This is a genomic window from Ruegeria sp. AB8 (assembly GCF_056542605.1).
Map to the genome: position 1 here is coordinate 20,736 of NZ_JBQGAB010000028.1, position 16,859 is coordinate 37,594.

At 52.8% G+C, this 16,859-nt stretch carries 17 protein-coding genes and 2 pseudogenes; 6 read left to right on the forward strand and 13 right to left on the reverse strand.

Annotated features, from left to right (window positions below):
- Nucleotides 1-292 precede the first annotated feature (292 nt).
- The 3 genes and pseudogenes from ACR0CG_RS20900 to ACR0CG_RS20910 form a co-directional block, all read left to right on the forward strand.
- Entirely contained in the window at nt 293-550 is a 258-nt protein-coding gene (locus ACR0CG_RS20900; protein WP_480527274.1) for a YjhX family toxin, read from the forward strand.
- Nucleotides 551-1,146: 596 nt separating this feature from the next.
- Nucleotides 1,147-1,560, forward strand: coding sequence for a CHAP domain-containing protein (locus ACR0CG_RS20905; protein WP_480527276.1), 414 nt, complete (start codon nt 1,147-1,149; stop codon nt 1,558-1,560).
- 243 nt (nt 1,561-1,803) lie between these two features.
- A pseudogene (locus tag ACR0CG_RS20910) lies at nt 1,804-1,965 on the forward strand (transposase); the annotation flags it as partial.
- A 1,162-nt stretch (nt 1,966-3,127) separates the two neighbouring features.
- Here ACR0CG_RS20910 and ACR0CG_RS20915 read toward each other — a convergent pair.
- Entirely contained in the window at nt 3,128-4,234 is a 1,107-nt protein-coding gene (locus tag ACR0CG_RS20915; RefSeq protein WP_480527277.1) for an alkene reductase, read from the reverse strand.
- Between the two features lie 104 nt (nt 4,235-4,338).
- Complete coding sequence (locus ACR0CG_RS20920) at nt 4,339-4,953, reverse strand: TetR/AcrR family transcriptional regulator (RefSeq protein ID WP_480527279.1); 615 nt, start codon at nt 4,951-4,953, stop codon at nt 4,339-4,341.
- 251 nt (nt 4,954-5,204) lie between these two features.
- Here ACR0CG_RS20920 and ACR0CG_RS20925 point away from each other — a divergent pair, with 251 nt between their 5' ends.
- Both ACR0CG_RS20925 and ACR0CG_RS20930 read left to right on the forward strand, forming a co-directional pair.
- On the forward strand, nt 5,205-5,459 hold the full coding sequence (locus ACR0CG_RS20925; protein WP_480527281.1) for a hypothetical protein: 255 nt from the start codon (nt 5,205-5,207) through the stop codon (nt 5,457-5,459).
- 53 nt (nt 5,460-5,512) lie between these two features.
- Nucleotides 5,513-6,864 (forward strand): IS3 family transposase gene (locus ACR0CG_RS20930; RefSeq protein WP_480527283.1). Its coding sequence is split into 2 segments (ribosomal slippage): nt 5,513-5,849 and nt 5,849-6,864, totalling 1,353 coding nucleotides; the frame shifts between segments, so codons are not numbered across the junction.
- A gap of 549 nt (nt 6,865-7,413) precedes the next feature.
- On the opposite strand, the gene ACR0CG_RS20935 is transcribed toward ACR0CG_RS20930, so the two are convergent.
- From ACR0CG_RS20935 to ACR0CG_RS20975, 9 genes are all read right to left on the reverse strand, one after another.
- Nucleotides 7,414-8,112, reverse strand: coding sequence for a hypothetical protein (locus ACR0CG_RS20935; RefSeq protein ID WP_480527284.1), 699 nt, complete (start codon nt 8,110-8,112; stop codon nt 7,414-7,416).
- A gap of 141 nt (nt 8,113-8,253) precedes the next feature.
- A complete protein-coding gene (locus tag ACR0CG_RS20940; RefSeq protein WP_480527286.1) occupies nt 8,254-9,435 on the reverse strand; it encodes an adenylate/guanylate cyclase domain-containing protein in 1,182 nt (393 codons plus the stop codon).
- A 171-nt stretch (nt 9,436-9,606) separates the two neighbouring features.
- Nucleotides 9,607-10,161, reverse strand: a complete 555-nt coding sequence (locus ACR0CG_RS20945; RefSeq protein ID WP_480527288.1) for a CIA30 family protein — start codon at nt 10,159-10,161, stop codon at nt 9,607-9,609.
- 11 nt (nt 10,162-10,172) lie between these two features.
- Nucleotides 10,173-10,625, reverse strand: a complete 453-nt coding sequence (locus ACR0CG_RS20950; protein ID WP_480527289.1) for a TspO/MBR family protein — start codon at nt 10,623-10,625, stop codon at nt 10,173-10,175.
- A gap of 13 nt (nt 10,626-10,638) precedes the next feature.
- Entirely contained in the window at nt 10,639-11,142 is a 504-nt protein-coding gene (locus ACR0CG_RS20955) for an aggregation factor core (protein WP_480527291.1), read from the reverse strand.
- A gap of 136 nt (nt 11,143-11,278) precedes the next feature.
- On the reverse strand, nt 11,279-11,662 hold the full coding sequence (locus ACR0CG_RS20960) for a nuclear transport factor 2 family protein (protein WP_480527292.1): 384 nt from the start codon (nt 11,660-11,662) through the stop codon (nt 11,279-11,281).
- A gap of 144 nt (nt 11,663-11,806) precedes the next feature.
- A complete protein-coding gene (locus ACR0CG_RS20965; protein WP_480527294.1) occupies nt 11,807-12,187 on the reverse strand; it encodes a VOC family protein in 381 nt (126 codons plus the stop codon).
- Entirely contained in the window at nt 12,188-13,201 is a 1,014-nt protein-coding gene (locus ACR0CG_RS20970) for a zinc-binding alcohol dehydrogenase family protein (protein WP_480527296.1), read from the reverse strand.
- Nucleotides 13,202-13,227: 26 nt separating this feature from the next.
- Nucleotides 13,228-13,518 carry a putative quinol monooxygenase gene (locus ACR0CG_RS20975; RefSeq protein WP_480527298.1) on the reverse strand — a complete coding sequence of 97 codons (291 nt, stop codon included), beginning with the start codon at nt 13,516-13,518 and terminating at the stop codon, nt 13,228-13,230.
- A 104-nt stretch (nt 13,519-13,622) separates the two neighbouring features.
- On the opposite strand from ACR0CG_RS20975, the gene ACR0CG_RS20980 reads away from it, so the two are divergent.
- Nucleotides 13,623-14,510 carry a LysR family transcriptional regulator gene (locus ACR0CG_RS20980; RefSeq protein ID WP_480527299.1) on the forward strand — a complete coding sequence of 296 codons (888 nt, stop codon included), beginning with the start codon at nt 13,623-13,625 and terminating at the stop codon, nt 14,508-14,510.
- A 203-nt stretch (nt 14,511-14,713) separates the two neighbouring features.
- Here the strand turns inward: ACR0CG_RS20980 and ACR0CG_RS20985 are convergent, their stop codons facing one another.
- Together ACR0CG_RS20985 and ACR0CG_RS20990 are read right to left on the reverse strand one after the other, a co-directional pair.
- Nucleotides 14,714-15,676 carry a haloalkane dehalogenase gene (locus tag ACR0CG_RS20985; RefSeq protein WP_480527301.1) on the reverse strand — a complete coding sequence of 321 codons (963 nt, stop codon included), beginning with the start codon at nt 15,674-15,676 and terminating at the stop codon, nt 14,714-14,716.
- A gap of 196 nt (nt 15,677-15,872) precedes the next feature.
- A pseudogene (locus ACR0CG_RS20990) lies at nt 15,873-16,769 on the reverse strand (SLC13 family permease); the annotation flags it as partial.
- Between the last annotated feature and the right edge of the window lie 90 nt (nt 16,770-16,859).

Here is a 16,859-nt window from a genome sequence, read left to right on the forward strand (position 1 = left end):
ACATTACTGCATATTTCTTGCGCCGTAAGAGACGTTCACGAGTCCTGCGAAGATGCCAGAAATGGGCGCACCAGGACTATTTTTCATACAACTTGACACATGACGGGCGGATGACTAAGTCGACAACCGCCTGAGGCATACCGCCTCGTGCAACGGAGATTTTATGAAAGAGACCCGGGCCTAACGCCCGTTCCTGACGACCCAAACTCAGGAACACCAACATTGATAGGCACACTCACGCGCGATGCTGAGTGAACCTGTTTCTGTGCTTTCGTAAGATCGAGACATCCCAATGAATATATCAAAGTACGAACAGCGTGTTTTGCACGAGCTCGCCCTTGGCGGGTCGATCCATCATGAGCGCCTGGAAAACGGCAAAATCCACGACGTCATTTGTTACACGCGCGACGGTCATATCCTGACCGACTGCAGCCTTGGCGTCTTCAAGCGCCTTTTGAAGCGCCGCTTCATTCGCTCGAAAAACGGTAGTCCTTACCGCGCATCCGCGTTGGGGATCAAATCCGTGCGTGCGCAAATGAACCAAAGATAGGAAAGAAAAATGAACCATGTGAAAATCGAAGTCATCGGGCTTTTTACCCAAGTTCAAGTTTGTTCCGACAAACAAGCAGACACCGCACCCCTGAGCTTTTGACCCTGTCGCAATTCTGGATGCAGCTTGAGTTGAGGCTCGGAACCGCAAAGCTGCTCAATGGCAAGGCGATTGCGGTCGCACTGATCATGCAGCCGGAGATGACAAAGTAATCTTTGGTTAGGCTCTGTAGTCTGCACATACCCTTCGCCATCCAATTGGCGGAGGGTTTTTTTGGCTACACAGTGCTCAATCTCCTTTTTTGGGAAATACGTCTTCCACCTCGGCTATTGGCCTAAATTCGTGCGGGGAACTGGCAAAATCTTGCCGGGGAGTTGGCAAGCCTCTTTTCATTTCGGATCGGATCACCGTAAAAGCCTCGAAAGTCTTCGAACAGGCAAAGAAGCGACTTGCACACCAGCGCCCGCAAAACGAATACGAATCGGCCGTTTTTGCTCGGCACTGCCCGAACCGCGATTGCGTTGGGGCTTTTCATTCTTGTTTCTGCCTGTGCCCAAAACCCATCCGAAAGGGAACTCAATCCGGAACGTCAGTCAATGGCGTTGCGCGAGGTTTCACAAAAGCAGGCCGGGGGGCAAAGGGTGTGGTGCGTACCCTATGCACGAAGCCTCAGCGGCATCGAAATTCGCGGCAACGCCAAGGACTGGTGGGGCAAGGCGCACAATATTTTTCAGCGGGGCAATGAACCGGTTGTCGGTGCGGTGATGTCGTTTCGGGCTACCCGAGGAATGCCGTTGGGCCATGTGGCTGTCGTGTCCGATATTGTCACCGAGCGGGAAGTTATCGTGAACCACGCGAACTGGCACCGCAATAAGGTATCATTGAAAATGGGCGTCAGGGACGTATCCAAAAACAATGACTGGACGCTGGTCCGGGTTGAAAGTCAGCCGGGCCGGTATGGCAGTTTCTACCCAGTGAACGGATTCATATATCCGGTCGCTACCAAGTAGCCCAAACTAATTTCTCTTCTCGTTCGCCGCAAACCCGTTGAAAGCCCCACGGGCGTTTTTCGCCCCGTTTGCCAAGCGCGGTAACTGACCGCCATCCCAAGGAAAACGAGCAGTGGCGTTTTTCGACATCTCGAAAAATGAAAAGCTTGATTTGTGAACATACGGTTGGGGCTGGCAGTAGGGTCAGGACCCATTGATTTCCAGCGGTCGGCATGATTCACGGCTGAAAAACGAGCGGTGAACATGTCTGATCTTTTCTGGTTGACCGACGCGCAGATGGCGCGTCTTGAGCCCTTCTTTCCCAAGTCTCACGGTAAGCCGCGTGTCGATGACCGGCGTGTGTTGAGCGGGATAATCTTGATCAACCGCAATGGTTTGCGATGGCGCGATGCTCCCGCTGTCTACCCTCGCTTCGCTCACTGCCTTTGCAAGCTCATCCCAACCAATCGAGACAAGCCCGGAAAATGGTACGAGCGGCATTTTGGCCTTAACCGAGCGGTGAAATTTGGCCGGATCTATGTGTCCGCTAGAACCGCCAAGTGCCAAGATGTAAATCTGTTCAGGAAGGTGGCTATCCGCTTCGGTAAAAGACTGATACCAACTCTCGATCTCAACCATAAGTTGGTTATGGAGTTGATGCGCACCGTGCTTCGCCTCGACGATCACATGAATTAGGCGCGCTGGATCTCCTAGGCTGAACTCGATGAATACGTCTGGCTCGACGCCTTTTTGACGTTCCTCATGGGACCAAAGTGGCCAAAACTCGATTTTAGTGACTTCTGCCACTCGATATCTTGGGAGTTGCCCCTTGGCAGCACTTGATAGGATGCGCCAAACCTCCACCGGGTTCATGTAAGAAAACCGCTCAATAACAGTAGCGGTTACAAGATCTTCATTTTCACGGAAGAGCTTTCGCCACGAAATTTTCTCGCCTGAATCAGCATGAAGCCGCCCGGACTTTGAATTCAAAATTGCATTCAGCATTATTGGGAATATTCTATGTTCTAAGTTTTCTGGTCACACAGCGACCCAATGTGCCGTTTGAGCCTCGCTGCTTCCCAATGCAGACTTACGGCATAGGGCATGCATTCGCCACAACTTTTTGTTGAGTTACCTACGTTAACGCCGCCTACGCGAACATTTCAGGAGATTTCCTGAGAGAGGATTTTTTTCCATCCAAGTGCAATCTGCCAGAGTTCAGGCTGTCCACGTGTTCAGCTTTGCCACTCCTGTCGATACAGAACGTGGTGACCGCGGAGACCTTTGAGCAGCGTTGGTTCTATTTCGGCAAATGACAAATTCGTTCTTCCACCGACCGTGACCAGAGTCGCATCCGAAACAAGTACACAGCACAACTTCTTCAACTAAAACCAGGTGCCTCTCATTCAAGAGTGCATTCTGATTGGGAATATTCAACCCTGATCATGAGGAAGCAGTTTATTCGCAGACTTGTGACAGATCCGCGCTTCCAGCATGGATATTGCCTTACCCGCGAAGTGAGCGCGTCCAAACCGGCGCGCTCACTCTATTTGGTATTGCCTGTCACCAAGGAGTTAAGAGTGATGCATCACTCTGCGGCAACCGCTTTCTCTTCCAGTGCCGGGTAGTCGGTGTATCCTTTTTCATTACCGCCGTAGAGGGTAGTTGCATCCAGCTCATTCAGCGAGGTGTCTTTCTCCAGCCGACTGACAAGATCCGGGTTGGAAATGAATGGTCGGCCAAAAGCCACCAGATCGACGGCACCGGCCTCAACCGATTCAATCGCCATTTCGCGGTCATAAGCGTTGTTGCCCATTTTCGCACCGTCAAACAATTCATAGAGCGCCTTTAGATCGCCACCTTCAGGAATATCGCGCGGGCCGCCGGTCTGTCCTTCCACGAGATGGAGATAGGCCAACCCATAGCTATTCAACAATTTGATCGCATGGGAGAACGTCGCCTGCGGGTCGCTGTCGGAGATGTTGTTGGCGTCCGAGAACGGGCTGAGGCGAACACCAACGCGGTCGGCGCCCCACACGTCGACAACCACGTCCATGACTTCCTTCAGGAATCGCGCTCTGTTCTCGACAGGACCGCCGTATTCGTCTTCACGACTGTTGGACTCGTCCCGCAGGAACTGATCGATCAGATATCCATTGGCTGCGTGGACCTCGACACCGTCGAAACCAGCCTCTTTGGCGTTTTCCGCGGCCCTCCGGTAGTCGGAAACAATGTCCGCAATTTCTTCGATGGCCAGAGCCCGCGGTTCCGAAGTTTCGACAAACTGCTCGCCATCAAAGGTCATGGCCTTAGCGCCAATTGCGGATGGCGCAACAGGGGCGCCGCCATCCTGCTGCAAGCTGTAATGCGAAATCCGGCCAACATGCCAAAGCTGGATCACAATCTTGCCGCCCTCAGCATGGACGGCTTCAGTCACTTTATTCCAGCCGTCGATCTGTGCTTGGGAATAAATGCCGGGCGTCCATGCATAACCTTTGCCTTGGGGCGAGATTTGCGAAGCTTCCGTGATGATCAGACCAGCACCCGCCCGCTGCGCGTAGTACTTGGCCTGCAATTCATGGACGCTGTCATCCTCGGCTCTTGCCCGGTTGCGGGTCAGTGGCGCCATGACAACGCGGTTTTTCAGTTCTATTGCACCAGCTTTGATGCCGGAGAACAGTTTTTCATCAGCCATTGCTGCTTCCTTCTTTAGTAAACTTCGTTCAGATATTATTGGACCAATTGGTCCAATATTAGGGCCACTGTCCGTTGTTTGAGTTTGTGTCAGGTTTCATTTCTTTATGGTGGCGGGAGGCCTTTTGGCGAAATCACCAACCGGGCTTGTTTCAGGGTTTGCGATATCTGCTCAGCGGGAACGCCCGCCTTGCGCAATGCCAACGTGCCGATTGCAAGGCAAGAATAGGCGCGCGCTTTGCCGAGTGCCTGGACCGGATCTGAGGGCTCAAGTGCTCTCGCAATAATCTCGTCAATACTCTCCAAATGGTGCCGCCCGAGAGCCGCCACTTCATCATCACGCGGCGCAAGCTCAATAAGGCAGTTTATCAACATACAGCCGTCACGGCCGCCTTGCGGGTTCGCCAAAGCTTCCAAAATCGATCCAACGGGATCTTCCCCACCAGTGTCTGCAACTGCACGCAGAGTTTTCACTGCACGTCTTGAATAGTGGCGGAGGGCCTTGTGAAACAAAGCCTGCTTGTTACCGAATGCTCCATAAAAGCTGGAACGGCTCAAACCCATAGCCTTGGTCAGATCCTCCAAGGACGCGGTCTCGTAGCCCTTGTGCCAAAATACGCACAAGGCTTTTTCCAAAGCCTCAGCTTCGTCAAAGGCACGAGGCCTACCCGGGCCTGCGGACGACTTGATGTCTGCAAATTGAAGAGTTTCTTTGCTCATGGCATACATATGGAATGATCAGTCCAAAAGCTCAAGGGACCAGCAGAGGATTTTGGAATGGTTAGTCCGAATAAAAGCCAACGACAGGAATTTGTTAGGTCGGTAGGAATGCCAGACCCGCCCGTCGTGATCAGTATATGACTGATGAATGTCAAAAATGCCGGCAGGTACTTGTGCGCTAGGACCGTGCCACAGTCATGGCGGCGTCAGAGGCGTCGGTCTGCTATGCTCAGGCGACAAGGATGGATTCGATGACAAAAACAGAGACCGAACAGTTTGAGCACATCCAGTTCCGGATCCCTAAGGCGAAACTGGATGCGTTTAATGCGTTAGTCTATGAGCGTTATGGCATGAAACATGGCGGTAAAACCAAGATGTTCCTCGATCTGATCGCGGAACATCAGACATCGCAGAGGATTGCGTTGTTGAAAGCCGAGATAGAACGGTTGGAAAAGCAAAGGCATGGTACGCGCGTGTCTGACGTCAGCACCAACGGGACAGTTTAGGCCGATTTGATAAGGGAGGGTTTCTGGCACATCGTGACCACCAAGGAGTGGAGATGAGACAGAAACCCGGAACCTGTAAGGGCCACGGCGCGAAGATCGTTAAAGACATCCGTCGAGCCACCCGCAAGCAGTATTCAGCGGAAGAGAAGATCAGGATCGTGCTGGATGGCCTGAAGGGCGAAGAGAGCATTGCCGAGTTGTTCCGGCGTGAGGGCATTGCACAGAGCCTCTACTACAGCTGGTCCAAGGAGTTCCTCGAAGCTGGGAAGAAACGTCTGGCGGGCGACACGGCGCGTGCAGCGACATCGACTGAGGTCAAGGACTTGCGGCGCGAGGCACGTGACCTGAAAGAGGTCGTGGCCGAACAGGCGTTGGAACTACGACTGCTCAAAAAAAGCATGATCGCGGATGGGGAAGATGGCGAATGAGGAATCCTGCATCCGAAAAGCTGGAGATCATCCGCCTCGTCGAAGGGTCACATCTCTCGACCAAACGCACACTGGACAAGCTGGGCATCCCGAAGACCACCTTCTATCGCTGGTACGACCGGTATCTGTCGGGTGGTCCTGAGGCGCTTGAGGATCGTAGTCCCAAGCCCTCACGGGTCTGGAACCGTATTCCGCAGCCTATGCGTGAGAAGATCAAGGACCTGGCTCTGAAGGAAAGCGATCTGTCGCCGCGCGAACTGGCCGTGCAATTCACCGACACGGAAAAGTATTTTGTGTCAGAGGCCTCGGTCTATCGCATCCTCAAGTCTTACGACCTGATCACCAGCCCGGCCTATGTGGTTCTATCGGCGGCCGACGAGTTTCGTGAAAAGACGACCCGACCGAACCAGCTGTGGCAGCCCGACTTCACTTATCTGAAGGTCATCGGCTGGGGGTGGTTCTATCTCTCGACGATCCTCGACGACTACAGCCGCTATATCATCGCATGGAAGCTCTGCACGACGATGAAGTCCAGTGATGTCACCGATACGCTGGACTTGGCTTTGCAGGCTTCGGGCTGTGCCCAGGCGACCGACTTCCACAAGCCACGGCCGCTCAGCGACAACGGGTCCAGCTACATCTCTGGTGAACTTGCTGAATGGCTGGAAGATCAGGAAATCGATCATGTCCGAGGGGCACCATACCATCCGCAAACTCAGGGTAAGATCGAGCGCTGGCATCAGACCTTCAAGAACCGCATCTTGCTGGAAAACTACTACCTGCCCAGTGATCTCAAGCAGCAGATCGACGCCCTTGTCAATCACTACAACCACCGGCGCTATCACGAGAGCCTGCAAAACCTCACACCGGCCAATGTCTACTTCGGGCGCGGCCAGACCATTCTGAAACAACGAGAAAGGATCAAACGGAAGACAATCGAAACCCGGCGCTTGCTTCACCGCAAATCCGTCGCATAATCAAACCAATCAGATGCGCCGACCATCTCTTAGCTCAGGACGCCATCTGTCCCAAAATCCCTGATGACGGACAGGTGTAGCAAGTACCCCATGGTCATTTGTGCAATATGTTCCACAGAGTATCTCCGCCGCTGAAAGTGGCTTTTACAGTCACCAGCAGTTCTGACTCTGTCCAGTGATAGTAGATCTGTCGCCTACAAACCGGCACGTAGGTTCAAGGCCGATGCTGATCGCTCAATTCGTCCTCTGCGGTTTATTCGTTTGTCAAATAGCGAACGAAGTGATCGTTCGCGGATTGCCACTGACGCCTACTTCTTCAGGCGTTCCCAAACCAAAATGCCCCGTCCCTGCTTCCCCCGAAAACGACCCTTTCCGCCGTCAATTCCAAACGCTCGCCGATTGGCGCCATGGTTCGCAATTTGTCCTGCCCGGCCCAAGATGCTTCGGTCGCAGCATGCACCCCAAAAAACGCTTCCAGAACACGACCCCAACAACTGACCAGGCAATATCAGGCGCAACACGGACGACGCGCGTACCAATGCCGCCTGATCAGTCGGTTGCGAAGCAATAAAACAGGCCCGCCCCGCCAGAACGAGGCAGATGTTCCTCCCCGCATCCACGCGAGCCGTGCGATGAGTTCCAGGACACCATGTTTCGAGCATCATTGAGACCGATACGATCATGATGCCCAACAATCGCAGATCCGTCCTCGCTATTCGAAGTCCAGTTACTGCAAGTCGTGTCACCACCTGCCGTCGAGAAGTATCCAGCAGAATCGGAGCCGGTCAGAATGTCATGTTTATTCGGCTGACTGCCACGCCCATTGACGGGGTTACCATTTTCGTCGAGCGCGCTCTGTAGACTAATGTTCACGCTGTCGCTGTGCAGGTCTTCAACATTGTTGGCGATGAGCTCTCCATTGGCATTGTGCCAGGGGCCCGATCCGATCCGGTCGCGTGCAGAAATGCCATTGGTGATTGTCATCGGGTCGGTGCTGCGATCAATGGACATTGAGGTACTCAAATAGGCCGCAAATGTCTTGGAAGAACCGGCCGCGGAAGCGAGTGCATTGCAATGGGCATCGGCGCCTTCGAGGCCGCCTAGATTAGCCCCGTCCCCCTTGCCCACACTAGTTATGAAAAACGACATCTCGTCACCCACCGATTGCGCCTGTACAGCCGTTGTGAAACAGCAGATTAAGAGTGCAGCAACCCCATGGGCAGTTGTTCGTTTGGTGAACTTCAACATTTGTGTCTCCCTTCGTGCTGTGTAATCACTGATGCTAGTCGCAAGCTCCGTTTGGGTCCACGGAATAGCGCTCACGAATTAGGGAACTGGCACCGCAGCGAATAAAACAAAGAACGCGTGAACTCCTAACGACAAAGCGCATCACTTTGCCTGATCAGAGAGACTGAGAACACGAAAAATCTGCACGGGGTTACCGATGCCCTTCAGCTCTCTTTCTTCCAGTTCTTCTGCCTCCACATAATCTTCTATGTCTAAAAGCGCCCGTTGGTTCAAAAGGATCTGCCCGTCGCTGGCAAAATCGCAAAGCCTCGATGCAGTGATCACCACGCCGCCGATAGCGGTGTAGTCGGCACGACCATGAAACCCGATAAGCCCAAGGGTTGCGTAACCGCTGCTGATCCCGATACCCAAACCCATCGCATGCCCAAGCCTCTGCCAGGGTGCTCGAATTCTGTCAAAGGCTTCGCTTATTGCTTTAGCCAACCGCACGGCTTGCAGGACGGGTTGCTCGCAGGGAACCGGATCATTGAAGAAGACCATCAAACCATCTCCAGCTCGGTATCCAATCGTCCCCTTGTGTTGGGCAACTAATTGACCGACCTCATCGTGGAATTGCTGGAGAAGGGTAATGACATCTTCCGGCTCAATCGCCTCGGAAATGGCGGTGAAATTGCGGATGTCGCAGAATAGGCAAGAGATGTATTGACGATGGGTTTTAAGAAGCTCTTCAGAATTTTCTTCTACGACAAGCTCCGCCACCTGAGGCGCAAGGAATTGTTTAAGTCGCCCCAGCCTGTCAATTTCGCCTTCCTGGCGCTTCACCTTCTCGGTAAGCCTTTCGTTTAATGCCTCTATTTCATGCGTCTGGTCACGAACCTTGTGGTTTAACGCATCGAGTATAAAGTTCTGGTTTAGCAAAGCTGCAATCACCAAAAGTACATAGGCGAGCGCTTCGACGCGTTCGTCATAGCCGAAATACAGCGTGATAATCAAAATAAGGGCAGCAATCCCACCAAGGACGAGTGGAAGCTCTTTGGCATGTCGTTTACGGTCTCTCCACAAGAAACTGACCGCCAACAAAGCAAGCACCCACATGAGCACCGCTTGCACATGTGGGTTTATGGAAAGCGCTTCATAGCCAACCAAATAAGTCACCAGTATCCCGGAATAGCACGTGGCCAAAGAGGCAAGTGCAGCCAAAACGGCCCCGATCCCCATTGGCATCGAAATTCTGAATTCCTCCGTTGCCCTTCCGATACCATCGGCTACAGCGTGCGACCTAGGTTCCGCGACGGATTCATTTATGTTCTCGGGATCAGACATGGTCCTCGTTTGCGCTTCGCTGCTACCAGAGTACGTTCGAAATGACGTTGCGTCAAAACCGCCAACCCTGCAGCCGGACGGTCGACGTTTCCGCGAAATCGGCGCCGTCAGACAAAACAACCTCAAGTTTCGCATTGGTTGGCAACCGAGGTGAATTTCGGAACCTGAACTTCAATAGAAACCAATCTCGCTGACATCTACGCGGGCCTCGTGATCGCGCCCGAAGGCTACAACTCCGACGGAGGTGATTTCGTCAGCAACGGGAATAGCGCGTAACATGGCACCTGAAGCTTTGAAGCCTGACAGAGGTAAAGAGACTTCGGTCCATTCGTCAGAAGTTGCAAACGCGGCCTGATAGTATTGCCACGGGAGCACCGTACCACGTGTTCTGAGGTGAACGAAGTATTGCTCGCCGTTCCCCCGTACAAGTAGCCTGACACCTGATACACCCTCATTTGGTCGATCAGACAACTTGCGTCGGAACTGGATGAAGCCGCCATTATTTTCTGTACTCACGGTTCCGGTCAGCCGCGCAAATGCGACATCACCTTCCGAACGAAACTGCACCTGCCCTGAAGAAACCCCTCCCATGACGGTGTCGGCAACGTAATCCCAACGCGTCTCCGGAGACTTGGAGAAGTCTTCGGTCAGTTTTCCATCAGCCTGAGCCATTGTGCATCCGATGATAACAAGACCTGAAACAAGCCCAATGAAGTTGACACGCATATTGTTCCTTCTCAGTTCAGTATCGCAATGGAAAGGTTCAGCGCCGTGGCAAATGCGACCCACGCGAAGTACGGCACGAAGGCCAATGCGGAGACCTGATCTGAATTCCTAATCCGAGCGATGAACATGACGATGACAACCAACAGCGCGACAATGACCACAAGGGCCAACCACGGAAGTTGCAGTACGAAAAAGGCTGGGGACCACAAAAAGTTCAGACCCATCTGCGCCCACCACAACTTCATGGCGGTCGAGCTTCGGTCTGTTTCAAACTGACGCCAACCAACCATAGCGATCAAGACATATAGCACCATCCAAACCGGTCCAAAAATCCAATTAGGTGGATTGAAAGCCGGTTTAGAAAGCTGCGCATACCAATCGCCAGGTGCAGTCAGTGTACCGATCAGGATGCCACCTCCCAACACGAGCGCAAGAAATGCTATGCGGATCAACCAGTTCGACATTGCAGGATAGCTCTCAGCAGTCCTTGGTCGTAACGTTGACAAGTGCTTCGGAAGAGAAGGTCGCCGTACTGGTCTTATCCGCATCGGTATATGACACCGTGGCGCCTTCGATCTCCGACCCCGTTACGGTGATTTCGCGTTGCCCGATAGTGTCATCGACATCAATGGTAAAGGCGAGTGTGTCCCCGGCTGCGAGGGAGGCGATTTCAAGTTCAATTGTATCTTGCCCGTCCACGACCGCTGGGATTTGCCGCAGAGAATCCGCACCCTCAGCGAATTCGAGAGGTTGGAATACCTCCACGCCCGCACCCTTTTCGGTAACGTCGAAAATCAGACGTCCGGCGGATTGCGACAAGTCAATTTTGAGGGTCGAAGCTTCTACTTCGCAAGCTCCGAGGTTTGTCAGAACAAAACGGTCCTTGGGTGCGCCTTCTATGAATCGAATTTGCACACCAGCCTGAAGGGACGTGGCCGCAAATAATCCGACGGTCGCCACGAGAATACACTTCGGGAGCATATATTTCTCCTTGCTAAAGGGTTCTTGATGGATACGCCTGGGTGGGTTTCTTGGATCAGACTTATACCCTTTGACTGTCGTGGTTTAGCCGACAGGACCTTTCGAATTCCCATGCTCCGCAGTCAGAACGGCGAAGTCAAAACATGCCATTGTCATTCTCGCTGTTTGCTGGAACTTCCTGAAGAACGTCCCAGTGCTCGACAACCTTACCGTCAACGTCCAGGCGAAAAATATCGATCCCTGCGTACTCGAGACCATCGGGCCAGATCTGATGGCAATGCAGAACAACGTGATCGCCTTCAGCAAAGGCACGTTTGATGTCCACGCGCTTTCCCGGGTATTTGGCGGCCATGCGCTCGAAATACTCGACAAAGGCTTGCTTGCCGTCGCCAACATGCGGGTTGTGCTGCGTATAGGTTTCACCAACAAAGGTTGCTATGGCCTCGGCTGGTCTACACGCGTTGAACATCATTTCGTAGAAAGCGATGACGTTTTTCTTGTTTGTTTTGGGGTCCGGCATACTGATCTCCAAATCGACGTTTGTACCGCCCAAAAATGTTGGTCCGCGTAATTCTTGGAAGCAACCCGGCAAAGATCTCGACCACTAATTGCCAAGAGTTTAACAGCTTAAATTTGCGCTCCGACTATTAATAGAGTTGGACACTTACTCGGTTTCTTCGAAGTCTATATGAATATGATTCCCATCAAGATCGGCCACATGGATTTGGACCATTCGGGCGCCCGGGACGTCAGTTTTGCGATACTGGATCTGACACGAGATCAGTTTTTCCTCGAATGCTCTCAACCCTGTGGCTGAGAGCGCAAAATGCTCGAGCTTGAGCTTCACTTCAGAGCCAACATTTGGCGTTCCTTCGTGACCCACAAGGTGAACCACGGCTTCATCACCCGCGTACAACCAAGCTCCGGGAAACGGAAAATCAGGGCGGACCCCAGGTTTCAAACCCAGGACCTCTTCATACCAAGCAACCATCTCAGGCAACCTTGTGGTCACGATATTCACATGATCCAGCCGCTCAATTCTCATCTAAAAACCCTCAAGCACGAGCTTTCCTTTGGCCTTGCCGCTTTCGAGGATAGCATGCGCTTTCATTAAGTTTGTAGCATTGATCCTACCAAGTGTTTCAGTCGCTGTAGATCTGATCTCTCCATCATCTATCAACGCGGCGACCTGATTCAGGATTTCGCTTTGACGATTCATATCTCCAGTCCCAAAAAGCGACCGAGTGTACATGAACTCCCAATGCAATGAGATCGATTTGGGTTTGAACGGCGCGATGTCGAAGGTTTCAGGATCATCAATCAACCCAAAGCGACCTTGAGGTGTCATCACCTCTCCAGCTTCAGATGCGTATAGCTCGGACTGGTTCGTTGAATAGATGAAATCCACGCTTTCGATACCGAGAGCCCCGAGTTGCGCGCCCAAAGGTTCCGCATGGTTGATGACATGGTGTGCGCCAAGCTCTCGAACCCAGTCTTGCGTCTCGGGTCGGGACGCAGTGGCAATCACCGTCAAGTCAGTGAGAGCCCGCGCCAATTGAATGGTGATTGACCCGACACCGCCTGCGCCACCAATAACCAGCAACGTATTGGTTCCGCCGGAAACGGCATCTTGGACTCGCAAGCGGTCGAACAGCATCTCAAAGGCAGTAAGCGTCGTTAGCGGCATCGCCGCAGCTGCTTTCGCCGGTATGGATTTTGGCGCTGATCCGACAATACGTTCATCCACCAGATGAAACTCGGCATTGGTTCCCGGTCGGTCTATTGCCCCGGCATACCAAACTGCATCTCCCGGACGGAAAGTCTCAACCGTTTCGCCAACTGCTTCGACGATGCCTACTGCGTCCCACCCCAAAATATCAGGTGCTGGACCTACAGGAGCACGTTTTTGCCGAATTTTCGTATCGACCGGGTTCACTGAAACGGCCTGCACTTTCACCAACAAGTCATGCCCCTTCGGCGTCGGTTTGTCGGCCTCGAAGTCGATTAAGGCGTCCGCCCGATCAATCGACCCTGTCTCACGGTATCCCACGGCTTTCATAAAGTGCTCCTTTGTTCGGTTCTGTATCAACCGATGACTGTCATTTCATTCAACGTGAATCCTGCAACGGCACCCTCTGTTGCTTCCAGGTAAGCCGCAAGGTGCTGAGCACCCATGTGGGTTTGCCAAAGCTCCCTGCTTTCCCAGTTTTCGTAGAATACGAAATGGGCCGGGTTGTCGTTGTCCTGGTGCAGGTCGTAGTTGATGCAACCCTCTTCGGCACGGGTTATGTCGATGAGCTTGATCAGCTCACCCTTTACGAGGTCGATCTTGTCGGGGTTGGCTTTGATGTTGGCGACGATTGTCAGCTTGGCCATTGGAATAGGTCCCTTGTGTTCTAGTGCGATGTGCCAGATTTACGCCGCAGTCCCTTCGGGATAAACAGATCGAGATCGAACATATAATCCGGAAATTCCGTTTAATGCTTTTAGACAATCTTCGCTTGTTTCTGACTATAGCCGAGAAAGGCAGTCTTGTGGCTGCGGCGCGCGCAACTGGGATGTCGAGCACGACAGTGTCCGAGAGACTCGCGGCTCTGGAGGCACATTACGGAGTGGTTTTGTTCAACCGCACCACCCGGTCAATTAGCCTGACCGAAGAAGGTCGGACACTAGCTGACGGAGCAAAAAGCGTACTCAGTGAGGTTGCGGACCTGGATACACTTGTTCGGCACGGCGCCGAAACTCTGTCTGGTCCAATTCGCATAAGCGCGCCTATCGATTTGGGGCGGAGCTTTGTTTCCGAGGTTATTGCCGAATTCACCGAAGAGAACCCTGCCGTCTCAATCGAACTGTCCCTCTCAGACGGCTACGTCGACCTCGTAGGCCAGGGTTTTGACCTCGCCGTTCGCTTCGGCAACATCACAGACAGCTCGCTCAGATTACGAAATTTAGGAAGCTACCAACGTTTCGTATGTGCGTCCCCAAGTTACCTAGCCTTATTCGGAACGCCTGAAAAACCAGAAGATCTTTTAAACCACAACTGCTTGGTCATGAGGTTTGGCGACATGATCGACAACGTTTGGGAGTTTGGATCAGGACCAAATGCCCAGCGGGTATCGGTAGATGGAAACCGAATAGTCAATGATGGTTCACTCATTCGCGATTGGGCGATTGCAGGCCATGGGGTCGTATTGAAGTCCGAGCTGGATGTCAGCGACGATGTTCGATCTGGCAGACTTATTTCTGTCTTGCGCGACTTCCTCCCACCACCGAAACCTTTGCAAATGATGTTTCCGCCGAGCCGAGCCCAACCACGTCGCATAACAGCCTTAGCTGAGCATTTGCGTCGCAAATTTGGTGTGAGTTGAGGCCGCGAGAGCAATCACTAGATCGCTTCTTCAGTTGGCTACGATGTACAGTCCTCGCTATCAGCAAAGCAATTGAATCGAAGGGGTCATCTTAGCTGTAATGCAGTAGAACTTTCGGCAGCCGCGTACGGCCCGGGAACTGTTCCGCAATCGAACATCTTTTCAAGGCGAGCATTCCAAAGAGTTACACCGACTGATAGCCGCTAGGTTTGCTCGATGAATTTCAGAGTCGCATGTGCCAATTCTGTTCCGGCATCTTCTTGAATGAAATGCCCGGCTTTTGGCAAAACGGTATGATTTTGACCAACTGCCCCAGGGATCGACTTTTGGAACAGTTTTTCTACGCCCGCCATAACCCTGTCATCTTCTCCAAAAACGGTCAGAAACGGAGTATTGAGGGTCTTGAGGGTTTTCCATGCGGCTCGGTTGGCTTCTGAAGCTGGGCTGTCGGGTTTGTCGGGCACCAACACTGGAAACTCGCGAGCGCCTGCCAGATAGCGCGCATCCGGAAACGGTGCGTTATAGGCTGCAACCTCTTCATCGGAAATCTTCGATGTTGTACCGCCGAATACAATACGGCCCGAATTAAATTCAGGCACGGATTGTGAATATTCTCGCCATGAAAGAAATGCTTCACCCAAGGGCACGTCACCGGTAGGTAGGGCCGTGTTCGCCACAACCACACGAGAGAAACGCTCGGGCATACTTGCAACCAGCCGCAAGCCAATGAGTCCGCCCCAGTCCTGACACACCAATGTGATGCCAGTCAGGTCAACTTTCCGCAACCACTCGGACATCCAGTCTACATGGCGTTGGTAGGTGTAGTCGGATCGCTCGGTTGGCTTGTCCGACCGCCCAAACCCAATCAAATCAGGAGCCAGAACTCGATGGCCCGCATCCTTGAATAACGGAATCATGTGCCTATACAGGAAGCACCAGGTTGGCTCTCCATGCATCAACAATACGGGCGGTGCCTGTTCCGGTCCCTCGTCCAAATAGTGCATTCGGAGACGACCGCCTTCGGTATCATCCACATCAAGATAATTCGGGCCGAATGCGAAATCTGGCAACCCGTCAAACCGATGGTCAGGTGTTCGAAGGAACTTAATTGTGAACTCTCCAATATGCCGACGGTATTGGCCAAGCAACAGTGATCGATAAAACAAAGACGGTCCAGTACCAGCGTATGTCGACGTCAGGTTTGCATTTGTTCGCCGCCCTTCTTCTCTTTCTCGCAGCGAAAGTCCATTTGTATAGATCTCGGATTTTCTGCTCCAACAAAAGGATTGGCCTCCAAGACCTCATCTTGCCAGTTCTTCTGAGCTGAAGCAGAGTTCATTGTGCGGGTCGCCGAGAAGCGGCTCAGAAGAAAAGCGCAAGTCCGGTCATTGAAACAACCAAGAAAAGGAGAGTCATGATTCCGCCCGAGCGAACGAAATCGACCACCCGATAGCCTGCTGGGCCCATGATCAACGCATTCACCTGGTGTGTTGGGATCAAAAATGAGTTGGACGTTGAAATTGCCACGGTGAGAGCAAATACGGCCGGGTTACCACCCGCTGATACGGCAATAGAAACCGCCAGCGGCACCAGCAGAACAGTTGCACCTACGTTGGACATGACCAGCGTGAACGCCGTTGCCAAAACGGCGATCCCTGCTTGCAAAGACCAGATCGGCCACCCCTTCAGGAGGGCCACCACATGCGCGGCAATCCAATCCGCAGTGCCAGTGTTCTGAACTGCCTGGCCCAACGGGATCAGCGAAGCCAGTAGAAAGACTGTGCTCCAACTTATCGACTCGTAGGCTTCGTCAATCGAGAGCACCCGGCTCAACACCATCCCAATAGCGCCGATCAACAGGCATAATGACAAGCGCAGATCAGAAAACAGAATTAAGCTCAACGCTATTAGGAAGAAAGCAAGCGCCCATCCGACCTTGTGTGGGCGTAACTCTTCTTGGGGAAAGTCCGAAGTTACTACGACAAAATCCCTGTCTGACTTCAGTCGTGTCAGACGGTCCCATTGCACGTGCACGACACACGTATCACCCGCCTGCAAAGGGACTTGCCCGATATGCGTGGCTGAATGATCTTCGGTTTCTACATGGCTCAGTGTTTCTTCGCCGCGCTGAATGGCCAACAGAGACAAACCATGTGTCTGACGGAGACGCAAATCAATCGGAGTCTGGCCGATCACTGAAGAACCGGGCGGAATAACAACCTCTGCCACCCCCGATTGGGTCGCGGCGAAATCATCTGCTGTCTGACGTCAGCACCAATGGGACAGTTTAAGTAGATTTGATAAGAGAGGGTTTCTGGCTCATCGTAACCGCCAAGGAGTGGAGATGAG

Coding starts and splice junctions, on each gene's coding strand:
- ACR0CG_RS20960 (WP_480527292.1), bottom strand. CDS start 11,662: ATGCCGGACCCCAAAACAAACAAGAAAAACGTCATCGCTTTCTACGAA.
- ACR0CG_RS20970 (WP_480527296.1), bottom strand. CDS start 13,201: ATGAAAGCCGTGGGATACCGTGAGACAGGGTCGATTGATCGGGCGGAC.
- ACR0CG_RS20900 (WP_480527274.1), top strand. CDS start 293: ATGAATATATCAAAGTACGAACAGCGTGTTTTGCACGAGCTCGCCCTT.
- ACR0CG_RS20980 (WP_480527299.1), top strand. CDS start 13,623: ATGCTTTTAGACAATCTTCGCTTGTTTCTGACTATAGCCGAGAAAGGC.
- ACR0CG_RS20940 (WP_480527286.1), bottom strand. CDS start 9,435: ATGTCTGATCCCGAGAACATAAATGAATCCGTCGCGGAACCTAGGTCG.
- ACR0CG_RS20915 (WP_480527277.1), bottom strand. CDS start 4,234: ATGGCTGATGAAAAACTGTTCTCCGGCATCAAAGCTGGTGCAATAGAA.
- ACR0CG_RS20920 (WP_480527279.1), bottom strand. CDS start 4,953: ATGAGCAAAGAAACTCTTCAATTTGCAGACATCAAGTCGTCCGCAGGC.
- ACR0CG_RS20965 (WP_480527294.1), bottom strand. CDS start 12,187: ATGAGAATTGAGCGGCTGGATCATGTGAATATCGTGACCACAAGGTTG.
- ACR0CG_RS20955 (WP_480527291.1), bottom strand. CDS start 11,142: ATGCTCCCGAAGTGTATTCTCGTGGCGACCGTCGGATTATTTGCGGCC.
- ACR0CG_RS20935 (WP_480527284.1), bottom strand. CDS start 8,112: ATGTTGAAGTTCACCAAACGAACAACTGCCCATGGGGTTGCTGCACTC.
- ACR0CG_RS20945 (WP_480527288.1), bottom strand. CDS start 10,161: ATGCGTGTCAACTTCATTGGGCTTGTTTCAGGTCTTGTTATCATCGGA.
- ACR0CG_RS20975 (WP_480527298.1), bottom strand. CDS start 13,518: ATGGCCAAGCTGACAATCGTCGCCAACATCAAAGCCAACCCCGACAAG.
- ACR0CG_RS20905 (WP_480527276.1), top strand. CDS start 1,147: ATGGCGTTGCGCGAGGTTTCACAAAAGCAGGCCGGGGGGCAAAGGGTG.
- ACR0CG_RS20925 (WP_480527281.1), top strand. CDS start 5,205: ATGACAAAAACAGAGACCGAACAGTTTGAGCACATCCAGTTCCGGATC.
- ACR0CG_RS20950 (WP_480527289.1), bottom strand. CDS start 10,625: ATGTCGAACTGGTTGATCCGCATAGCATTTCTTGCGCTCGTGTTGGGA.